Annotated in this window: 16 protein-coding genes; 4 read left to right on the forward strand and 12 right to left on the reverse strand. The window is 41.0% G+C overall.

Annotated features, from left to right (window positions below; genetic code table 11):
• Nucleotides 1–96 precede the first annotated feature (96 nt).
• The 11 genes from BACPLE_RS12835 to BACPLE_RS12885 all read right to left on the reverse strand — a co-directional run bounded on the left by BACPLE_RS12835 (nucleotide 97) and on the right by BACPLE_RS12885 (nucleotide 13,166).
• Complete coding sequence (locus BACPLE_RS12835; RefSeq protein WP_007562660.1) at nucleotides 97–1,473, reverse strand: glycoside hydrolase family 57 protein; 1,377 nt, start codon at nucleotides 1,471–1,473, stop codon at nucleotides 97–99.
• Nucleotides 1,474–1,487: 14 nt separating this feature from the next.
• Complete coding sequence (locus BACPLE_RS12840) at nucleotides 1,488–2,759, reverse strand: glycosyltransferase family 4 protein (RefSeq protein WP_007562662.1); 1,272 nt, start codon at nucleotides 2,757–2,759, stop codon at nucleotides 1,488–1,490.
• Between the two features lie 15 nt (nucleotides 2,760–2,774).
• Nucleotides 2,775–4,712, reverse strand: a complete 1,938-nt coding sequence (locus BACPLE_RS12845; protein WP_007562665.1) for a glycogen debranching enzyme N-terminal domain-containing protein — start codon at nucleotides 4,710–4,712, stop codon at nucleotides 2,775–2,777.
• Between the two features lie 276 nt (nucleotides 4,713–4,988).
• Nucleotides 4,989–6,263: a serine--tRNA ligase gene (gene serS / locus BACPLE_RS12850; protein ID WP_007562666.1), complete on the reverse strand. Its 1,275-nt coding sequence runs from the start codon at nucleotides 6,261–6,263 to the stop codon at nucleotides 4,989–4,991.
• A 102-nt stretch (nucleotides 6,264–6,365) separates the two neighbouring features.
• Nucleotides 6,366–7,583, reverse strand: a complete 1,218-nt coding sequence (locus BACPLE_RS12855; RefSeq protein ID WP_007562668.1) for an OprO/OprP family phosphate-selective porin — start codon at nucleotides 7,581–7,583, stop codon at nucleotides 6,366–6,368.
• 3 nt (nucleotides 7,584–7,586) lie between these two features.
• Nucleotides 7,587–8,390, reverse strand: coding sequence for a 3-deoxy-8-phosphooctulonate synthase (kdsA, locus tag BACPLE_RS12860; RefSeq protein ID WP_007562670.1), 804 nt, complete (start codon nucleotides 8,388–8,390; stop codon nucleotides 7,587–7,589).
• A gap of 1 nt (nucleotide 8,391) precedes the next feature.
• The gene (locus BACPLE_RS12865) at nucleotides 8,392–9,324 is read right to left on the reverse strand and encodes a diacylglycerol/lipid kinase family protein (RefSeq protein WP_007562672.1); all 933 of its coding nucleotides are present in this window, start codon (nucleotides 9,322–9,324) and stop codon (nucleotides 8,392–8,394) included.
• 6 nt (nucleotides 9,325–9,330) lie between these two features.
• Complete coding sequence (miaA, locus tag BACPLE_RS12870; RefSeq protein ID WP_040313268.1) at nucleotides 9,331–10,242, reverse strand: tRNA (adenosine(37)-N6)-dimethylallyltransferase MiaA; 912 nt, start codon at nucleotides 10,240–10,242, stop codon at nucleotides 9,331–9,333.
• Between the two features lie 123 nt (nucleotides 10,243–10,365).
• A complete protein-coding gene (gene gap, locus BACPLE_RS12875) occupies nucleotides 10,366–11,376 on the reverse strand; it encodes a type I glyceraldehyde-3-phosphate dehydrogenase (protein WP_007562676.1) in 1,011 nt (336 codons plus the stop codon).
• 233 nt (nucleotides 11,377–11,609) lie between these two features.
• Nucleotides 11,610–12,563 carry a PCMD domain-containing protein gene (locus BACPLE_RS12880; RefSeq protein ID WP_007562677.1) on the reverse strand — a complete coding sequence of 318 codons (954 nt, stop codon included), beginning with the start codon at nucleotides 12,561–12,563 and terminating at the stop codon, nucleotides 11,610–11,612.
• A gap of 108 nt (nucleotides 12,564–12,671) precedes the next feature.
• Entirely contained in the window at nucleotides 12,672–13,166 is a 495-nt protein-coding gene (locus BACPLE_RS12885; protein WP_040313193.1) for an SPOR domain-containing protein, read from the reverse strand.
• 194 nt (nucleotides 13,167–13,360) lie between these two features.
• Between BACPLE_RS12885 and BACPLE_RS12890 the strand changes: the two genes are divergently transcribed.
• The 4 genes from BACPLE_RS12890 to BACPLE_RS12905 all read left to right on the forward strand — a co-directional run bounded on the left by BACPLE_RS12890 (nucleotide 13,361) and on the right by BACPLE_RS12905 (nucleotide 17,534).
• Nucleotides 13,361–13,564, forward strand: a complete 204-nt coding sequence (locus tag BACPLE_RS12890; protein WP_007562680.1) for a YtxH domain-containing protein — start codon at nucleotides 13,361–13,363, stop codon at nucleotides 13,562–13,564.
• A gap of 76 nt (nucleotides 13,565–13,640) precedes the next feature.
• Nucleotides 13,641–14,009: a phage holin family protein gene (locus tag BACPLE_RS12895; protein WP_007562683.1), complete on the forward strand. Its 369-nt coding sequence runs from the start codon at nucleotides 13,641–13,643 to the stop codon at nucleotides 14,007–14,009.
• Between the two features lie 4 nt (nucleotides 14,010–14,013).
• The gene (locus tag BACPLE_RS12900) at nucleotides 14,014–14,283 is read left to right on the forward strand and encodes a hypothetical protein (RefSeq protein ID WP_007562684.1); all 270 of its coding nucleotides are present in this window, start codon (nucleotides 14,014–14,016) and stop codon (nucleotides 14,281–14,283) included.
• Nucleotides 14,283–17,534 (forward strand): S41 family peptidase, encoded by a 3,252-nt coding sequence (locus BACPLE_RS12905; protein WP_007562686.1) that lies wholly within the window; start codon nucleotides 14,283–14,285, stop codon nucleotides 17,532–17,534. Before BACPLE_RS12900 ends, BACPLE_RS12905 begins: the two co-directional genes overlap by 1 nt.
• Nucleotides 17,535–17,631: 97 nt before the next feature.
• Here BACPLE_RS12905 and BACPLE_RS12910 read toward each other — a convergent pair whose 3' ends face one another.
• Nucleotides 17,632–18,852, reverse strand: a complete 1,221-nt coding sequence (locus BACPLE_RS12910) for a glycoside hydrolase family 88 protein (protein WP_007562688.1) — start codon at nucleotides 18,850–18,852, stop codon at nucleotides 17,632–17,634.
• Between the last annotated feature and the right edge of the window lie 11 nt (nucleotides 18,853–18,863).

Here is an 18,863-nt window from a genome sequence, read left to right on the forward strand (position 1 = left end):
AAACTAAACTAAAATAAAATAAAAGTAAAATAAATAAATAAATAAAACTAAACGTAACGTAAACGTACGTTTTTTTTTATGCCTCTATCTCAAGCTTTACTTCTTAGCTGTAGTAGTCTTCTTGGCAGCAGTTGTTTTCTTGGCAGGAGCTTTTTTAGCAGGAGCCTTTTCTTTCTCTGATTGTTCCTTAACCAAGGCCTGTAAACGCTTTACCTGATCATTCAATTGTACCAGCTCTTCTTCCTGATTACGTATGGTTGTCAACAAAGAATTCAATTCTTCATCTTCCATATCTACCGGATACAATGAATTTACACGAGCAATAAAGTCACCAAGGATATTCATGTAATTTGTGAAAGCATCATACGGTGAATCATAAATACCACGATCCAACGATACGCCCATTTGCTTGGTAGTCATGAAACGGAAGTTATTGCTTGCCTGCAGATAATCCCAATCCTGTTTGATTCTACGGTCAGAGCACAAGTGTACACGTTCTGCTACGCTATACAACTTATCAAATGCTTCACGCTGCATCACATTTCCTAACCATGGACTGATATCACGTTCTTCATCTACCCAAGACATCGGATAAGGCACATCAATCATATCGACAGATTTCAGTTTCGTTACGATTTCTGACGGAGTAGAGAAAGTGATTCCTTTCTGCTTAGCACATTCAGGCAATGCCTTCAGGAATTCCAGAATATTAGAAGACAGCGGCTGGAAGATACCTAATGCAGACAGCTCCATAAAGATATTGATAACCTGTTCATTTTCGGGCAATGAAGCAATCCAGCCAATGTATTTATCAGCAAACAACGGATATTCGTTCCATTCAGTATTAGAGAAGCGCAAGCTGATATCATCAGACAATTTAAAGTCACGCAGCAACAACTTCAGATTCGGATTTTCGGCGCAATGATACAAGTAATGAGGGCTCTTCCATCCCAACACATGCTTAGCACCTTCTGCCAACATACCCTTGAATCCCATTCCTGCTACAATACCACCTATTTCATTATCATAAATCAGGCTGGAGTTACGGAATACCTTAGGATCTTGTCCGAAATAGTCTTTAATCTTCACGCGCATGCGTTCTACCTCTTCGCAGAAGCAAGTTTCATTTTTCAAAGAAGACAATCCATGTGAATAAGGTTCGCAAAGGAATTCACAGCAACCTGTGGCATTCAGTTCATGCAATAATTCTATCACGGCAGGAGCGTGGATTTCCAACTGTTCCAAAGCCACACCTGAAATAGACAGAGCAACTTTAAAAGCACCATTATTTGCTTTTGCCATATCAATCAGGGTTCTTAAAGCCGGTATATAGGAACGTTCGGCCACTTCATTCATGCCCTGCTCATTGGCATAATCATCGTAGTAATAATGTTCTGAACCGATTTCAAAGAAACGATAACGTTTCAAATGAATAATCTGGTGTATTTCAAAGTAAAGACAAATTGTTTTCATATTGTTTTGCAGTTTTATTTACCATAATTTTTTAAGACTTGCTCATAAAGTGCGCGAATCTTCACGCCGACTTTCTCCCATACAATGCCGTCCACTTCTTTCTTTCCTTCATCGCGGAGATACTCATAAAGTGAATCATTGGTACAGATAGAGTAAATGGCATCTGCCATTGCATGTATATCCCAATAGTCTGTTTTAATACACTTCGAAAGAATTTCGGCACAACCAGACTGTTTGGAGATGATTGTCGGCACGCAGCATTGCATAGCTTCCAGTGGTGAAATACCAAATGGTTCAGACACTGACGGCATGATATACACATCACTCATCTTCAACACTTCATATACTTGCTTGCCTTTCATGAATCCCGGGAAATGGAAACGGTCGGCAATACCTCTTTCTGCTGCCAGACGAATCATGGCGTTCATCATATCGCCGCTACCAGCCATTACAAAACGAATGTTACGGGTGCGATTCAATACCATAGCAGCGGCTTCCACAAAGTATTCCGGACCTTTCTGCATGGTGATACGTCCCAAGAAAGTAACAATCTTTTCTTTCGGATTCTTCTTAACCTGAATATCCTGTATTTCTTTTGGAAGCGGAGATACCGCATTGTGCATGGTGAATACTTTGCGAGGATCCTGATAATACTTGTGAATAACCGTCTGACGTGTCAACTCACTTACACACATGATGCAATCAGCATGGTCCATACCGTTCTTTTCAATGGAGTAAACAGTAGGATTCACATTACCACGGCTTCGGTCAAAGTCTGTAGCGTGTACATGGATAACCAGCGGTTTTCCAGAAACCTGCTTAGCATGAATACCAGCCGGATAAGTCAACCAGTCGTGCGAGTGAATAATATCAAACTGTTGCTGACGAGCCACCACACCGGCTACAATAGAATAGTTATTGATTTCTTCATGCAGATTATCCGGATATCTTCCAGAAAACTCCATGCAACCCAAATCATTGGTATGCATATAATTGAAATCTGCATAAATGTGATCACGCAAGTCATAATAAAGTTGCGGATCCATATAATGTCCCACTCTATCTTTTACATAATCCCATTGTACGTCACGCCATACAATAGGTACACTGTTCATTCCTATGATACGTAAAAAGCTCTGGTCTTCATCTCCCCAAGGCTTCGGAATACAGAAAGTAATTTCCATATCCTCCTGTTGAGCAAGTCCATGAGTCAATCCATAACTGGCTGTACCTAATCCTCCTAAGATATGAGGAGGAAATTCCCAACCAAACATCAAAACTTTCATATAAACCCCTCCTCTTTATTGATTGTTATATTTCTCCAACAAATTCAATGTACGTAAAATTTCGGCCACATTCATTGCAAATGAAACAGCACCTCTACCCTGGAATGGCGGATTTCCATCAAATAATTCAGGAATAGAACTGATGCAATGACAGGTCATCTGATCTTCATAACTAATAAGCTGACGTTCTACAAATGAAATTGCACTCCGTTTATAGATACGTAAATAAGCCTCCAGATAGAAACCTTCCAGCCATGGCCATGCGGTACCCTGATGGTAAGCATAATCACGCTGAAGCTGAGGACCTACATAGTTAGGATTATAACCACCACTCTTCGGACTCAGCGAACGGATGCCTTTAGGTGTCAGCAATTCTTTTGTTACGATGTCTACAACACCTTTCTTCTGTTTGGAATCCAGTGGAGAATAATCAAAGGCTGCCGCAAAAATCATGTTCGGACGAACACTCCAGTCCATCATATCGCCATCTACGTAATCAAGCAAATAGCCATATTCATTCAGGAAAGTCTGCACAAATGACTGAGACACTTTATCGGAGAACTGATGCAGATAATCTACAAAACCATTATCTGAAGACAATAAATCAGCTACAAAGCAAAGTGCATTGTACCACAAAGCATTAAATTCCACCACATATCCTGTGCGAGCAACTACCGGACGACCATTTACAGTAGAGTTCATCCATGTAACAGCTTTGTCTCTTCCGTTTGTATAAACCAATCCGTTTTCATGAACTTTCAAATTAGGATGATGATTACCTGCCAGATAATCCATCACATCCTTCAAGGCTTTACCATATTTTACTCGCGCTTCATCCCATGACACCATCTTGGCATATTGCTGTATAGTCCATACCAGCCATAACAACACATCAGGATGTTCTATCTCTGTCACCTTCAAATGAGAGTCCTTACCTTCCATGAATGCATAAACAGCCTTTAAGGCCGTTTCCATAATCATTTCAAACTTACCAATTTCACCAATGGAAAGAGTAAGTCCAGGAAGTGAAATAAACATGTCACGGGCACGGCACTTAAACCAAGGATACCCGGCTAAAATGTACGATTCACCGTCCTGCTTGTTAAGGAACTGATGCGCTGAATTAATAAGACAGTTTTTGAAGTTATCACGAGGAGTTCGCTGTTCCATTTCTGCTGCGAACAAGGCATTAAGAGAAGTAGTTTCAATTGGTGTCACGCCACCTGAGAAAGTAACAGATTCCCCTTTCTTAATACTAATCTCAAAGTAACCAGGCACATACAAATCTTCATTAAAATCATATCCGCGTTCACGTTCTTTCGGATATTCAATGCCTCTATACCAATCGGGCTGGAAACAGAATTGATTTTCCTTACTCAACTGCATGTAGAGTTCCGGATATCCAGGATACATACATGTCTTTATTCCGTTCTCTACCACATCATAATGGCGACTGGCCTGTGCATTTTCGTGCGTATATTGTCTTACACTACGGAAAGCCAAATAAGGACGCAAACGAAGAATTGTTTCAGAATGTGCATCAACTAACGTATACCTTATCAGAATACGGTTTTCATGATGTACAAATAACTTCTCTTTCTTTAAAATAACACCACCTACACGATAAATAGTCGTCGGAACTTTCTCACACTCGAATTCGCGAATGTATTTATGTCCTCTAGGACTGAAATTGTCGCCTCCATATTTATGCAAGCCAAGATTAAACTCAGCCCCATGTTGGATAACAGTTTCATCCAATGAAGAAAGTAATACATGGTTTTCATCGTCCAACTCCGGTACAGGTATCACAAGCAACCCATGATACTTACGCGTATTACAGTCTACAATTGTCGAACAATGATAAGCCCCCGAGCGATTCGTACGAAGAATTTCTCTAGTTAGAGTTTCTTCCAGATTTGTCATTATCGTCTTGTCAAATCGTAAATAACTCATAGTTGTATATTAAGGTTATAAATTAATACTCGTCATAAAAAATGTTACTTTTATTTCCCCTCAAATTTAATGATTAAAAATAAACAACAAAACCAAAATCCTTTTTTTTACCTTAAAAGCCCGTTTTTTATACTTCTAAAGGCATATATCCCCGTTTTATTACAAAAAATCTTACATTCATAAGATTTGAAAAGTAATTATATAAAAAACGTCTGATACAGTTCAAGTATACATCTTAAAACTGTATCAGACGAGAATTTTGTTATAATATGTCAATTAGTCAATCATATCAAATCCGCAATAAGGAACCAAAGCCTTAGGAATGCGAATTCCTTCTGGAGTTTGATTATTTTCCAGCAATGCGGCCACAATACGAGGCAAAGCCAAAGCTGAACCATTCAATGTATGACAAAGTTCTGTTTTCTTTTCAGCTGTACGATAACGGCATTTCAAACGGTTTGCCTGATAAGTATCGAAATTTGAAACAGAACTTACTTCCAACCAGCGTTTCTGTGCTTCAGAGTATACTTCGAAATCGAAGCAAAGTGCGGCTGTAAAGCTCATATCACCACCACACAAACGAAGAATTCTGTAAGGAAGTTCCAATTTCTTCAACAAGCCTTCTACATGGTCCAACATTTCCTGATGAGACTGTTTAGAATGTTCCGGTTTGTCAATGCGCACCAATTCAACTTTTGAGAATTCATGCAAACGGTTCAAACCACGTACATCCTTTCCATAAGAACCAGCTTCACGACGGAAACACTGAGTGTAAGCACAGTTCTTAATCGGAAGCTGTTTTTCATCCAGAATCACGTCACGGTAAATATTAGTCACAGGCACTTCAGCAGTAGGAATCAGATACAAGTCATCCAAGTTGCAGTGATACATCTGACCTTCCTTATCAGGCAACTGTCCTGTTCCATATCCTGATGCAGCATTCACTACTGTAGGAGGCATGATTTCTTCATAACCTGCAGCACGAGCCTCATCCAGGAAGAAGTTAATCAATGCACGCTGCAAACGAGCACCTTTTCCTTTGTATACCGGGAAACCAGCACCTGTAATCTTAACGCCTAAATCAAAATCAATCAAATCATATTTTTTGGCCAGCTCCCAATGCGGCAATGCATCTTTCGGAAGTTCGGTTTCCATACCTCCCATTTTTTCTACCACATTATCTTCAGCTCCAAAACCTTCCGGAACACTTTCGTAAGGTACATTAGGGATGGTATAAAGCAAGTTCTGCATATCTTCAGCAGCCTTATCCATCGTTGCCTGCAGTTCTTTGCTAATTTCTTTGATTTCCGCTACACGAGCTTTAGCAGCTTCTGCCTCTTCCTTTTTTCCCTCTTTCATCAAAGCACCGATAGTCTTCGATGTAGAATTTACTTCTGAGAGATTTTTATCTAATTGGTTTTGTGCGCTACGTCTCTGATCATTCAGTTCAAGCACTTTTGCAATTGTTTCTTTTGCATTTGCAAAATGCTTTTTCTCCAATCCACGAATCACCTTGTCGGTGTCTTCTGTAATTTGTTTAATAGTAAGCATATCTTTTTACTTTTTAATGTAATCCAAACCGTAATTGCGTTGCAAAGATATAGTTTTTTATTGGAATATATAAACAGATGCCATGCAGAAAATAACTTCTTCTCAGAAAACGGGCAGTGTATAAACCAAACCTAATGAAATGCGCTGGTGATTATAACTTTCCGCTCCCCACGAACGTGCTTTCTCTGTCAAATGTATATTCTTATATAATAGGTGAAGATAGCACAACAGCTCACTGTTTTTCAAAGGATAATACTCTGCACAAAGCTGTACGTTCCATACCCTGCGATAAGTACCTGCAGAAAATATGTCATTCGATTTAAACACATTGCCCTGTTCATAGACTCCTTTTACATACATATTCCAATGTGAAGCCACACGGTAGTCTAAATTGAATATAGTTGTAAAGTAGTCCACATTCGGCACCGTAGTACCTTCACCATTCACAGCTGTTACCTCACTAATAAGTCCTTTGGAGTCGATGCCCTCACGCGAATACATAAAATCAATGTAGCCTAAAAAGGGTTTCTTGTCCCATACATTTCCACAAGTAAAATAAAATACATTCTTATTTTTTGCCAGCTGTCCATAGGAAAGAGAATAACGAAGCTGCATGGCATGATCCACAAAATAACCATCCCAATTAACGGTTGCCAGCAAAGGAATTTTAGTAGGCTCTACCCCTTCCGGAAGTCCATACATAAACTGATCAGCACTATCTCCGTTCCGATTATTTGTCAACTGAAAATTAAACTCATGGTTGTCATTCATCTTGTAGGCCGCATTCAAACCCGCCTGATAGCATGGTATCGTGTTATTGAAATCAGAGTAATGCCGCACTTTTATGGCATTCACCCAGCACTCATACCCACTGAACTGGACAGGTTGCTTTCCGGCAGTCAGTTTCCATTTGTCAGTCAACTGCCAACCTACCATGGCCAATTCTACTGAACCAGACAGATTATCCAAGGGAATATTGGGAGTAGTATATTGATTCAAAGACTGACGAAAATGATAGGAGAATTTTTCATGAAATCCCCCTAACACCTCCAAACGGATACGATGCACCTTAAATGCCGCTTCATCCAGTTTGGCATTATTAAAGGAGACATCGGCAGCAGAACAGAACTGAATATTCATATCTGCCCAATCCACCTTCCGCTTACCATCCGTCATTCTCTCTAGCAGCGGCACATTGTCTGTAGAAGACACCATAGATTCGCTTTGGGCATATCCCTTTCCTACTGACAATGTAAGACATACAAACAAAGACACTACAATCTCTTTCCAGACTTTTATCTCAACCAACCGCCCCATCATACATTACAAAGATTGACGAATACGAACCAGTTTAATCAGCAAGTCTTCCAGCAAGTCCAATTTTAGCATATTGGCTCCATCGCTTTTTGCTTTAGACGGATCTTCATGAGTTTCCATAAACAATCCATCCACACCAACTGCCACACCGGCCTTTGCCACAGTTTCAATAAGCTGCGGCATACCCCCTGTAACCCCTGAAGTCTGATTAGGCTGTTGCAAAGAATGTGTCACATCCAGCACTACCGGATGTCCGAAAGATTGCATCTCCGGAATACCTCTATAATCGACAATCAAATCCTGATAACCAAATGTTGTACCACGTTCCGTCAGCATCACCTGATCGTTACCTGCCTCTACCACTTTATCAGCCGCAAAACGCATGGCAACAGGAGACAAGAACTGACCTTTTTTAATGTTGACAATTTTTCCGGTGCGAGCTGCCGCAACCAGCAAATCGGTCTGACGACAAAGGAACGCCGGTATCTGCAACACATCCACATATTCAGCAGCCATTTCTGCTTCGGAAGCAGTATGAATATCTGTTACTACAGGCACATCAAACGTACTTCTAACCTTAGCCAAGATTTTCAATGCCTTTTCATCACCTATTCCCGTGAAAGAATCCAGACGAGAACGGTTCGCTTTCCGGTAAGAACCTTTAAAAACGTATGGGATATGCAATTTATCCGTAATTTTAACTACTCGCTCCGCAATACGAAGAGCCATATCCTCTCCTTCTATCACACAAGGACCTGCCAGCAGGAAAAACATATCATCCCGCTTTAAATCAGAAATATTCTTTATCATATTAATTAGGTATTATCAAAGTAATTGCTTCTGGAGCTATTGTAATTTCAATCGGGAAATGACGGTCCAACCAAAGCCGACCATCCAGACTGACTTCCGCATTCTGTGCACGCAATACCTTTACACACCGCGTACGATAAGGCTTGACCGTCTTATGATTCAGCAATCTTCCCTGTTGCAACATCCAAAGTCCGGAAATTAACTGACGAAGCTCTGGACGATAAATAATAGACACATCAAGCCACCCGTTATATGGAACAGCACTCGGAGTCAGTCCATACCCGTATGCACTACCAATTCCCACAGCCATGATGCGCCCACGAATATGTTCGTCATTTATCTTCAAATGCATCCGATGTAATTTCCGTTCAAAGGCAACCAAAAACAATGAAGCCAGATAAGAAATCAGTGGAATTCCCCAAAAGCGACGGGTTTCATTGGTAATCCGTACAATTCGGGCACCAAGTCCCATATACACAGCATTCAGAAAGTAACGAGTCTGATGTTGTTCTCCGTCAAAATACGAGAACACCCCAATATCAATTTTTCTCAATCGACGATTGATCAACACATCTACCGCTTTCTTATAATCATCGGAGCTTAGTCCCCAGTACTTTGCAAAATCATTACCAATCCCATTCGGAATCACCCCTAAGGCTATCTGACTTTTATCTTTTACATCGGAATACATAATACCATTCAGGGCATCATTAAGAGCACCATCACCACCAACTACTACAATTGTAAGATAACCGTTATTAGCCAGTGTCTTTGCCAAACGTTCAACCGAACCAAATCCCTCCGACTGCACATAATCATATTTCACCTTACATTCATCCATGTAAGCACGAATGGTCTGCCAACGTTTCTGAGCCTTCCGGCTTCCGGCCTTGGGGTTATAAATCACCCCCCATCTGTCTGGTTCTACTGCCATTTCCGTTTATTTTATCAGATCAATAATTCGTTCCACATTCTCATTCAGTGGTGCTTCAGCATCTATCCAATGAATCTGAAAGCCCCTCCTTTCCATACCTCTAAACCAAGTCATCTGCCGTTTGGCAAACTGATGAATAGCGATTTCAAGTTGACTGAACATTTCATCGTAAGACAACTTACCCACCGCATATAAAGTCAAATATTTATATTCCAGACCATAATAAATCAAATCATCAGGATTTATCCCCTCTTCCAGCAACGCCTTTACTTCATCAACCATTCCTTCCTGCAAGCGTTTCTTCAATCGGTTGGTAATCTTCTGCCGGCGCAAATCCCGATCAATGTCCACTCCGATAATCAGACTATGTATTTCGGGGAATGAACGCGCATTGACATCTTGAGTTAAATAATATTCCTCTATTTCAATTGCCCGAATGGCTCGCTTCACCGTATCTACATCTGTTGAATTATGCAATTTCTTATAGCGAGACAAGATATCCGTCAACTCCTCAAGCGATTTAGAAGCCAAACGTTCTCTCAGTTCTTTATTTTCCGGAACAGGAAGTAAACGGTATCCTTTCAAAATGGACTCCAGATACATACCTGTACCTCCACATAAAATCGGTAGAAGTCCTCTGGCCTTTATATCTTCGTATGCAACTAAAAAATCACGTTGATATTCAAATACATTATATTTATAGCCTGGTTCCACAATGTCTATCAAATGATAAGGAACCTTATAGCCGTCAACCACATAGTCTGATAAATCCTTACCTGTTCCCAAATCCATCCTACGATACACCTGACGACTGTCACCACTAATAATTTCTGTTTTCAGACGAGCAGCTAAAGCTGCAGCCAAAGAAGTCTTTCCTGAAGCCGTTGGACCAAGTATCGTAATCAAATCATAATTCATAAGGTCATTTTTGAGAAGTTCAACGGCAAAGATAGTTTTTTTCTGCACAACACGCACGAATATGCGCAAAAAAAAGCCGCCAGGAGAAAATCCTGACGGCTCTTGCTATATGGTCTAAACTAATTAGCAGTTTACAGAAGCCATGTGAGCGATCAAATCCAATACTTTGTTAGAGTAACCGATTTCGTTGTCATACCAAGAAACAACCTTAACAAAAGTATCAGTCAAAGCGATACCAGCTTTAGCATCGAAGATAGAAGTGTGAGTGTCACCCAAGAAGTCAGAAGAAACAACTGCATCTTCAGTGTAACCCAGGATACCCTTCAATTCGCCTTCAGAAGCTTCCTTCATAGCAGCGCAGATTTCAGCGTAAGTAGCCGGTTTAGCCAAGTTAACAGTCAAGTCAACTACAGATACGTCCAAAGTCGGAACACGCATTGACATACCAGTCAATTTACCGTTCAAAGCCGGGATAACTTTACCTACAGCTTTAGCAGCACCAGTTGAAGATGGGATGATGTTACCAGAAGCAGCACGACCACCTCTCCAGTCTTTCATAGAAGGACCGTCAACAGTTTTCTGAGTAGCAGTTGTAGAGTGAACTGTAGTCATCAAACCATCAGTGATACCCCATTTGTCGTTCAAAACCTTAGCGATAGGAGCTAAGCAGTTAGTAGTACAAGAAGCGTTAGAAACGAACTGAGTACCTTTAACATAAGTTTTTTCGTTAACACCGCAAACGAACATCGGAGTGTCATCCTTAGAAGGAGCTGACATAACTACATATTTAGCACCAGCTTCGATGTGAGCCTGAGCTTTTTCTTTAGTCAAGAACAAACCAGTAGATTCTACTACGTATTCAGCACCTACTGCATCCCAAGCCAATTCTTTAGGATCTTTGCAAGCTGTTACACGGATTTCTTTACCGTTAACAATCAATTTGCTGTTTTCAACGTCAGCTTCGATAGTACCGTTGAATTTACCGTGCATAGTATCATATTTCAACATGTATGCCAAGTAATCTACCGGACACAAGTCGTTAATACCTACGATCTGAATATCGTTTCTGTTCTGAGCTGCACGGAATACGAAACGGCCGATACGACCGAAACCGTTAATACCTACTTTAATCATTTTGTTTAAAATTTAAAGGTTTTATAATTGCTTTATAAACACTCACTCTATTAGTAATCAAAAGGAACCATCAATTTGACATTTATTCCTTTCCGATTGCGATGCAAAAATAAGTATTTCTTTTGAAAGTAAGTAACGAATAAAGGAAAAAATGCTCAAAAAATATCAGCTGTTACACCTTATTTTTATATATACGAAGACTTTTTCCCATCCCTACAAGCTTTTTTGCAATCTCAATATACCAAATTGACATTATCTATCCATAATTTATTTCCAGGAGATCCCACAAAAGCCCCTCCCATACTTGAAGTAAACTGAAGGATCAAATGGGTAGGATGCTCGTCTTTGCCAGCCCAACCTACTTCTTTTATAAGCTTACTTTCTCCTTTACTGTTTCGGGCATAATATCCTCCCGTACCTAATTGCATCAGTTCTGGCACATAACGCTTGTCATGCGTAATATCTCCATACATTATCTCATAAGTAGCTCCATTATGCCAGTCTTGTGAGCGATTGTATTTTACGGCTACCGTACCTACTCGCTTAGCAATAATGTTTCCTTCCGCATCTTCCGAACGCTTCTGCAACAGGCAGACCATAATCGCACAATCCTGTCCCGGCACGGTAGTCTTCTTACTGAATCCGGTCTGACGAATACGGTTCGGTTCTCCAGACATTTGCACCTTATAATCATAACGAACCGCCTTTGGACGAGAAGTAAAAGGAAGGCCAGAATTCAGTGCTTTTTCTCCGTCTTTAGTTCCCGTAATCGGTTCTTTCATATCACCCAAAAACATAGAACCTGAAGCTAAGACTGTGATATTCACCATTCCCAGCACCTTTACACTTTCAATATGAGTTTCCAAACGCGCGCAATAACCATTTCCTCTCTGTTCAGGATATACACTGGTATTTGTTTTTACAATCCCCATCACTTTAGCCATCACATTGGAATTTCCCCACGGAGATCCTCCCTGATTCACATAAGCCACATTTCCGTCAATTTCCTTTGTGGGACCTAATTCATACAGCAATTTTGTATTTCCTCCAATAATCCCCGACTCATGAATCTTACGGGTTACCCACTGATCCATGTCACCGTATTTTATTGGCACAACCTTTTCCTGTGCTTGCATAGCCAAAGGCATTCCAAGCAAAAACATACCTATAATCCTATTCAATTTCATAAATATCAAATCTTTTTCGGCCGACAAATATAAGCAAAAAAAGCGACAGCTTTTACACTGTCGCTTTTAATCCTGAAATATGGAATAATAATTCTTATCTATATCACATTAATACACGCGATACAATAACCAAGCACCTTGGAAATCTTCACGTGTAGGATATTTTGCTTTAAATGCATCTCTTGCACGAGCAGCTTCATCTCTTGTATCAAATGACTCAACAACTACACGATACATATTACGTTCTGCATTATACACAACTTTTGCATTGTAACCGTCACCGTCAAGTTTAGACTTCAAACCATCCGCATTTGCCTTCACACCAAAACTACCACATACTACGCTATAAGCTTTTAATCCATCGCCTGAAACCAATTCAACTTTTTCCTCACGAACTGGAGCTGTAGATACAACGGGGGCAGGAGCCGGTGCAGCTTCCACCGCAGGAGCTTCTACTGGAGCTTCTGCAGCAGCTGAAGCTTCAGCCAATTCCTGTTGTTTAGCTTTTTCATACGCTTTCTTGTAAGCACTTTCACTTGATTTACAAGAAGAGAATGCCAATGCCGTACATAAGGCCATTCCCATTACAACGATCTTTTTCATGTTATCTATACCAAATATTAGATGAATATTCAATTTTGTATGTTGCAAAGGTAACAATATAAAATCTGCCATACTATTAAAATCAGTTAATTCTATTCGATTGTCAGCATGAAGCTGCATTTTTCCTAGAAAAAAGAACAACATATCAGGATTATTATTAGATTTGTGAAGTAATAACTTTTAAAAGTAGATTTATGAAAGCATTAAGTATTGTAGCAGCATTCCTTGGCGGTGTTACTTTGGGAGCTGCAGCCGGCATTTTATTTGCCCCGGAAAAAGGTGAAGACACCCGTAGAAAAATTGCTGAAGTTCTTCGCAAAAAGGGCATTCGACTGAATCGTGCCGAAATGGAAGACTTAGTCGATCAAATAGCAGCAGAAGTAAAAGACGCTGAATAATTTGTCGTAAATATAAAGCAGGCTTTTTCTAAGAGAAAGTCTGCTTTATATTTTTTTCATTTTATAAAAACTGCTTATGTTTGCAAATGATAAAAGCATTGATAATCTTGAATCCTTATTCAAGGAAGTACGAAAATACATTGAACTTCAAGGTCAATACGTCAAACTTGATTTGGTAGAAAAGCTCACCATTCTGCTCTCTACTTTAATCCTCATACTCATCATTATTATTTTAAGCATGATGGCTCTTTTTTATTTTTCCTTCATGCTTGTCTATGCTTTGGCTCCTCTTGTGGGCAGCCTGATTGGAGGATATGCCATCATTGGAGGGGTGGTTCTTCTACTAGCCATCCTTATCTACCGGATGAGAAAACAATGGATATTCCAGCCAATGGTACATTTCCTCGCACGATTATTCCTTGACGAACCTGCTTCTAAAGAATAAAATAATGAACGATATAAAACCCATTCCCAACTATAGCGTTGAAATCATCTCTCAATTAAGAGCACAAAAAAAGCAAGAATTAAGAGAGTCCAAAGAACGCATACAACTCCTGACACAGGATTTATTCTCTCCACAGAAAAGTAAAAATAAGATGGAAAACATGATGCAGCACATCAACGCCGGCATAGCCGCTTATGACGGACTGAGAACTGGCATTATGATTTTCCAACGCATACACCGTTTTTTTAATCGAAAAAAAGATAAGAACCGCTGATGAAAACCTCATTATTCCTTGCCGCCCTTGCCGCATTTACTACGGCAGGAGCTACAGAAAATCCATTATGGATGCGCTATTGCTCCATTTCACCCGACGGAAGCACCATTGCTTTCTGTTATAAAGGAGACATTTACACCGTACCCTCCACTGGTGGAAATGCCAGACAACTTACTACCAATCCGGCATACGACACCCACCCCATATGGAGTCCAGACGGCCAGCAGATAGCTTTTGCTTCTGCCCGCCAGGGAAGTATGGACATTTACATTGTATCCAAAGACGGAGGAGTCCCCAAGCGACTAACCACCCATTCAGGGAATGAAACTCCTGTTACATTTTCAGATGCCACACATATTTTGTTCAAGGCTAACCTGATGCCTGATGCAACCGACTTATCTTTCCCAAGTGCCCAATTCCCACAAATTTATGAGGTAAGTACTCAAGGCGGACGTCCCAAGCTCTATTCTTCTCTGCCCATGGAAGATATCAGCGTCGCACAAGATGGCACAACGTTATTGTATCATGACCAGAAAGGTTATGAAGACCCTTGGCGAAAACATCATACGTCCTCCATTACACGTGACATCTGGATAAGTAAGAAAGAGAACAATGAACGTACTTACCAGAAAATCACGTCATTCAACGGAGAAGACCGTAACCCGATTTGGAGTAATGACAATCAGTCTTTCTATTACCTCAGTGAAAAAAACGGCTCTTTCAACATTTTCAAATGCAACCTTAACGGAAGCAATGAAACGCAATTAACACACCACACCCAGCATCCGGTCCGTTTCCTTTCATCTTCTAAAAACGGACTTTTATGCTACGGATATGAAGGTGAAATTTATACGGTCAAAGAAGGGCAGCAACCTCAAAAAGTAGCTATCAGTATTGTAACAGACCAGACAGAGACAGAACTAGCTCATCAGATAAAATCTTCAGGAGCAACCGAAATCGCCGTGTCACCCAATGGTAAGGAAGTAGCGTTCATTCTTCATGGAGATGTTTTTGTAACCTCTACTGAATATAAAACTACCAAACAGATCACAGACACTCCGGAACAAGAACGCAGCATTGACTTTGCCCCCGACGGGCGAAGCATTGTATATGCATCCGAGCGAAACGGACTCTGGCAGATTTACCAGTCTACTTTGACAAAAGAGGAAGAAAAGTTATTTACCTACGCCACCGATATTAAGGAAGAACAGCTGACGCATTCTCAAGTCACTTCCTTCCAGCCGCAGTACAGTCCTGATGGAAAACAAATTGCTTTTCTGGAGAACCGTACAACTCTACGAGTTCTTGATTTGAAAGATAAATCTGTCCGCACTGCCATGGATGGAAAATATGAATACTCCTACAGTGATGGAGACCAGTGGTTCCAGTGGAGCCCCGACAGCAAATGGCTGCTTTGCGGATACATCGGAACAGGAGGATGGAACAATAACGATGTGGCCCTGGTCAGCGCTTCCGGAAATGGTGAAATCCATAATTTGACAGAAAGCGGATATACAGACTCCAATGCCAAATGGGTATTGGACGGAAAAGCCATGATTTGGGAAAGCGACCGTGCCGGATACAGAAGCCACGGAAGTTGGGGAGCCGAAAGCGATGTTTACATCATGTTCTTCGACCTAGAAGCTTACGAACGTTTCCGTCTTAACAAAGAAGAACTTGCTCTCGTAAAAGAGAAAGAAGATAAAGAAAAAGAGAAAGACAAACAGGACGACAAGAAAAAGGAGAAAAAAGAAAAATCTGAAAAAGAGAAGAAAGTCACTCCACTCACCTTTGATTTGGAAAACTGCCGTGACCGGATTATTCGCCTGACCGTAAATTCCTCTCATTTAGGAGATGCCGTACTCAGTCCTGACGGCGACAAACTCTACTACCAGGCCTCTTTCGAAGATGGTGCCGACTTGTGGGTACACGACCTGAAAGAACAAAAGACCGAACTTCTGCTAAAAGACATCGGATATGGCTCGATGATCTATAACAAGGAAAGTAAAAAGCTCTTCCTTTGCAGCAACGGAGGCATCAAGAAAATTGATGTTGAGAAAAATAAGACTGACAACGTAAGCTTTGAAGCGATATTCAATTACCGTCCATACCAGGAAAGAGAATATATCTTTAATCACGTATGGCAGCAGGTACTCGACAAGTTCTATGTAGCCGACCTGCATGGAACTGACTGGAAATACTATCGTGAAAGTTATGCACGTTTCTTGCCGCATATCAACAATAACTACGATTTCCAGGAAATGTTGAGCGAACTGTTAGGCGAATTGAACGGTTCACACACAGGAGCCAGATATTATGCTCCGGGAGCGACCTTGTCGACTGCATGCTTAGGTGTATTCTTTGACAACAGCTACGAAGGAGATGGATTAAAAATCCAGGAAATTATCGCCAAAGGTCCGTTTGCAGTTAAAAAGACAGATGTGACCGCAGGTTGTATCATTGAAAAAATCGATGGAAAACCGATTCTGAAAGACACAGATTATTACCCTATGCTGGAAGGAAAAGCTGGAAAGAATATACAACTCAGCATCTATAACCCGAAAAACGGAAAACGCTTCCCGGTAACCATCAAGCCCATTAGTGCAGGCGCACAAAATGAATTACTTTACAAACGTTGGGTAAAAAGAAACGAAAAGATGGTTGAAGCTCTTTCCGGAGGACGGATTGCCTACGTGCACGTAAAAGGCATGGACAGCCCAAGCTTCCGCAATGTATACAGCGAATTGCTTAGTGACCGCAATCGCAACAAAGAAGCTGTTATCGTAGATACCCGTCACAACGGAGGAGGCTGGTTACACGACGACCTGGCCACTTTGTTAAGCGGAAAAGAATACCAGCGTTTTGTTCCTCGTGGACAATACATCGGCAGCGACCCGTTCAATAAATGGCTGAAACCGTCTTGCGTGATGGTATGCGAAGACAATTACAGTAATGCACACGGTTTCCCATGGGTATACAAAGAATTGAAAATCGGTAAGCTTATCGGAGCTCCAGTTCCAGGCACCATGACCGCTGTATGGTGGGAACGCCAGATAGACCCAACCATCGTCTTCGGTATACCTCAGGTAGGCTGTATGGATATGCGAGGCCAGTACATGGAAAACAAACAACTGGAACCGGACATCAAAGTCTACAACAGTCCTGAAAAATCACTGAAAGGCGAAGACGAACAGCTTGCAGCAGCAGTAAAGGAAATGCTGAAAGAAGCTGATTCGCAAAAGAAAAAATAATTTGACAACTACTTAACCAGTTATCAATCCTTATAACAAAAGCGGGGAAAGACAATGATTTTGTCCTTCCCCGCTCTGTTATAATAACTCCAACCTTTTATTCTACGGCCCGCAAACCTTCATTAATTCTCTTCAATCTCAACAAGGCCTCAATATAGTAATAATCTGCATAGATGATAGAAGCATCTATTTCCGACTTAGCCGGCCAATGCCCGGTAGAATGTAATAAGAAAGCGACATTCGTATCCCGCGATTGGTATTTATCGCTACTCAGGCTACACAACATTTTTTCTGCTGCTTCCTTGTACTTTTCCCCTTGTCCGTTTCCATAAAAACCAGACATCTCCAGCAAAGCCGAAGCAACGACACAGGCTGCAGAAGCATCCTTAGGTGCATTCGGAATGTCAGGTGCATTAAAGTCCCAGTAAGGTACATAGTCCTCTGGCAAATTCTTCAGATACACATCCACTAACTTCTCTGCAAACTCCAGGTATTTAGGGTCACCGGTCTCACGGAACACCACTGTATAACCATAAATAGCCCAAGCCTGTCCACGTGCCCACATCGACTCATCTGCATATCCCTGATGCGTACATTTCTTTATACAGTTCCCTGTCAACGTATCATACACTGCCACATGATAAGAAGTATAATCCGGACGGAACTGATTTTCCATCGTTTTGTCTGCATGCGACACTGCTACATCAAACAAACGTCGGTCTCCCCCGTTGCGGGCAGCCCAGAAAAGCATCTCTAAGTTAATCATGTTGTCCATAATGGTGTTATGCCCGCCCAGCATCTCGATATTACGAGGCCAAGACAAAATCGTACCCACTTTCGGATTATACAAAGTAGCCAGCGAATCAGCTGTGGCAATGATTACATCCCGATAAGTCGGATTATGCGTCAGGCGGTAACCGTTTCCATAACTACAAAATACGAGAAAGCCTAAATCATGGTCATAAGCTGGTATTTCCGAGAAAAGTTTCAACGATTCTGTATACTTTTCAGCCAGCACACGAATCGTATCATTTTGTGTAGCTTCATAATCATACCACAAAACACCCGGCCAGAATCCCCCAGTCCATTCTTCCTTAGCCACCTTCCGGCAATTCCAGAACTTTTCACCTGACAAGATATTTCGAGGCTGCATACTATAATCCGCCTCCCCGTTTTTTCCCAGTTCAGCCAGTGCACGATGTACTTGTACGTCACAATACGCTAAAGCTTTATCCACATCCAGCTTTTCAGCTTTCTCACCGGCACAAGAAGATAAAGCCATTATTCCTATGCCACACAATAGAGTTTTAATTTTCATATCTAAATTCT

It is taken from the genome of Phocaeicola plebeius DSM 17135 (assembly GCF_000187895.1).
In the GTDB taxonomy this organism is placed as follows: domain Bacteria; phylum Bacteroidota; class Bacteroidia; order Bacteroidales; family Bacteroidaceae; genus Phocaeicola; species Phocaeicola plebeius.

Excerpts from the sequence above, each read along its gene's own strand:
- BACPLE_RS12835 (WP_007562660.1), bottom strand. The coding sequence starts at position 1,473 with ATGAAAACAATTTGTCTTTACTTTGAAATACACCAGATTATTCATTTG.
- BACPLE_RS12840 (WP_007562662.1), bottom strand. The coding sequence starts at position 2,759 with ATGAAAGTTTTGATGTTTGGTTGGGAATTTCCTCCTCATATCTTAGGA.
- BACPLE_RS12845 (WP_007562665.1), bottom strand. The coding sequence starts at position 4,712 with ATGAGTTATTTACGATTTGACAAGACGATAATGACAAATCTGGAAGAA.
- serS (WP_007562666.1), bottom strand. The coding sequence starts at position 6,263 with ATGCTTACTATTAAACAAATTACAGAAGACACCGACAAGGTGATTCGT.
- BACPLE_RS12855 (WP_007562668.1), bottom strand. The coding sequence starts at position 7,583 with ATGATGGGGCGGTTGGTTGAGATAAAAGTCTGGAAAGAGATTGTAGTG.
- kdsA (WP_007562670.1), bottom strand. The coding sequence starts at position 8,390 with ATGATAAAGAATATTTCTGATTTAAAGCGGGATGATATGTTTTTCCTG.
- BACPLE_RS12865 (WP_007562672.1), bottom strand. The coding sequence starts at position 9,324 with ATGGCAGTAGAACCAGACAGATGGGGGGTGATTTATAACCCCAAGGCC.
- miaA (WP_040313268.1), bottom strand. The coding sequence starts at position 10,242 with ATGAATTATGATTTGATTACGATACTTGGTCCAACGGCTTCAGGAAAG.
- gap (WP_007562676.1), bottom strand. The coding sequence starts at position 11,376 with ATGATTAAAGTAGGTATTAACGGTTTCGGTCGTATCGGCCGTTTCGTA.
- BACPLE_RS12880 (WP_007562677.1), bottom strand. The coding sequence starts at position 12,563 with ATGAAATTGAATAGGATTATAGGTATGTTTTTGCTTGGAATGCCTTTG.
- BACPLE_RS12885 (WP_040313193.1), bottom strand. The coding sequence starts at position 13,166 with ATGAAAAAGATCGTTGTAATGGGAATGGCCTTATGTACGGCATTGGCA.
- BACPLE_RS12890 (WP_007562680.1), top strand. The coding sequence starts at position 13,361 with ATGAAAGCATTAAGTATTGTAGCAGCATTCCTTGGCGGTGTTACTTTG.
- BACPLE_RS12895 (WP_007562683.1), top strand. The coding sequence starts at position 13,641 with ATGTTTGCAAATGATAAAAGCATTGATAATCTTGAATCCTTATTCAAG.
- BACPLE_RS12900 (WP_007562684.1), top strand. The coding sequence starts at position 14,014 with ATGAACGATATAAAACCCATTCCCAACTATAGCGTTGAAATCATCTCT.
- BACPLE_RS12905 (WP_007562686.1), top strand. The coding sequence starts at position 14,283 with ATGAAAACCTCATTATTCCTTGCCGCCCTTGCCGCATTTACTACGGCA.
- BACPLE_RS12910 (WP_007562688.1), bottom strand. The coding sequence starts at position 18,852 with ATGAAAATTAAAACTCTATTGTGTGGCATAGGAATAATGGCTTTATCT.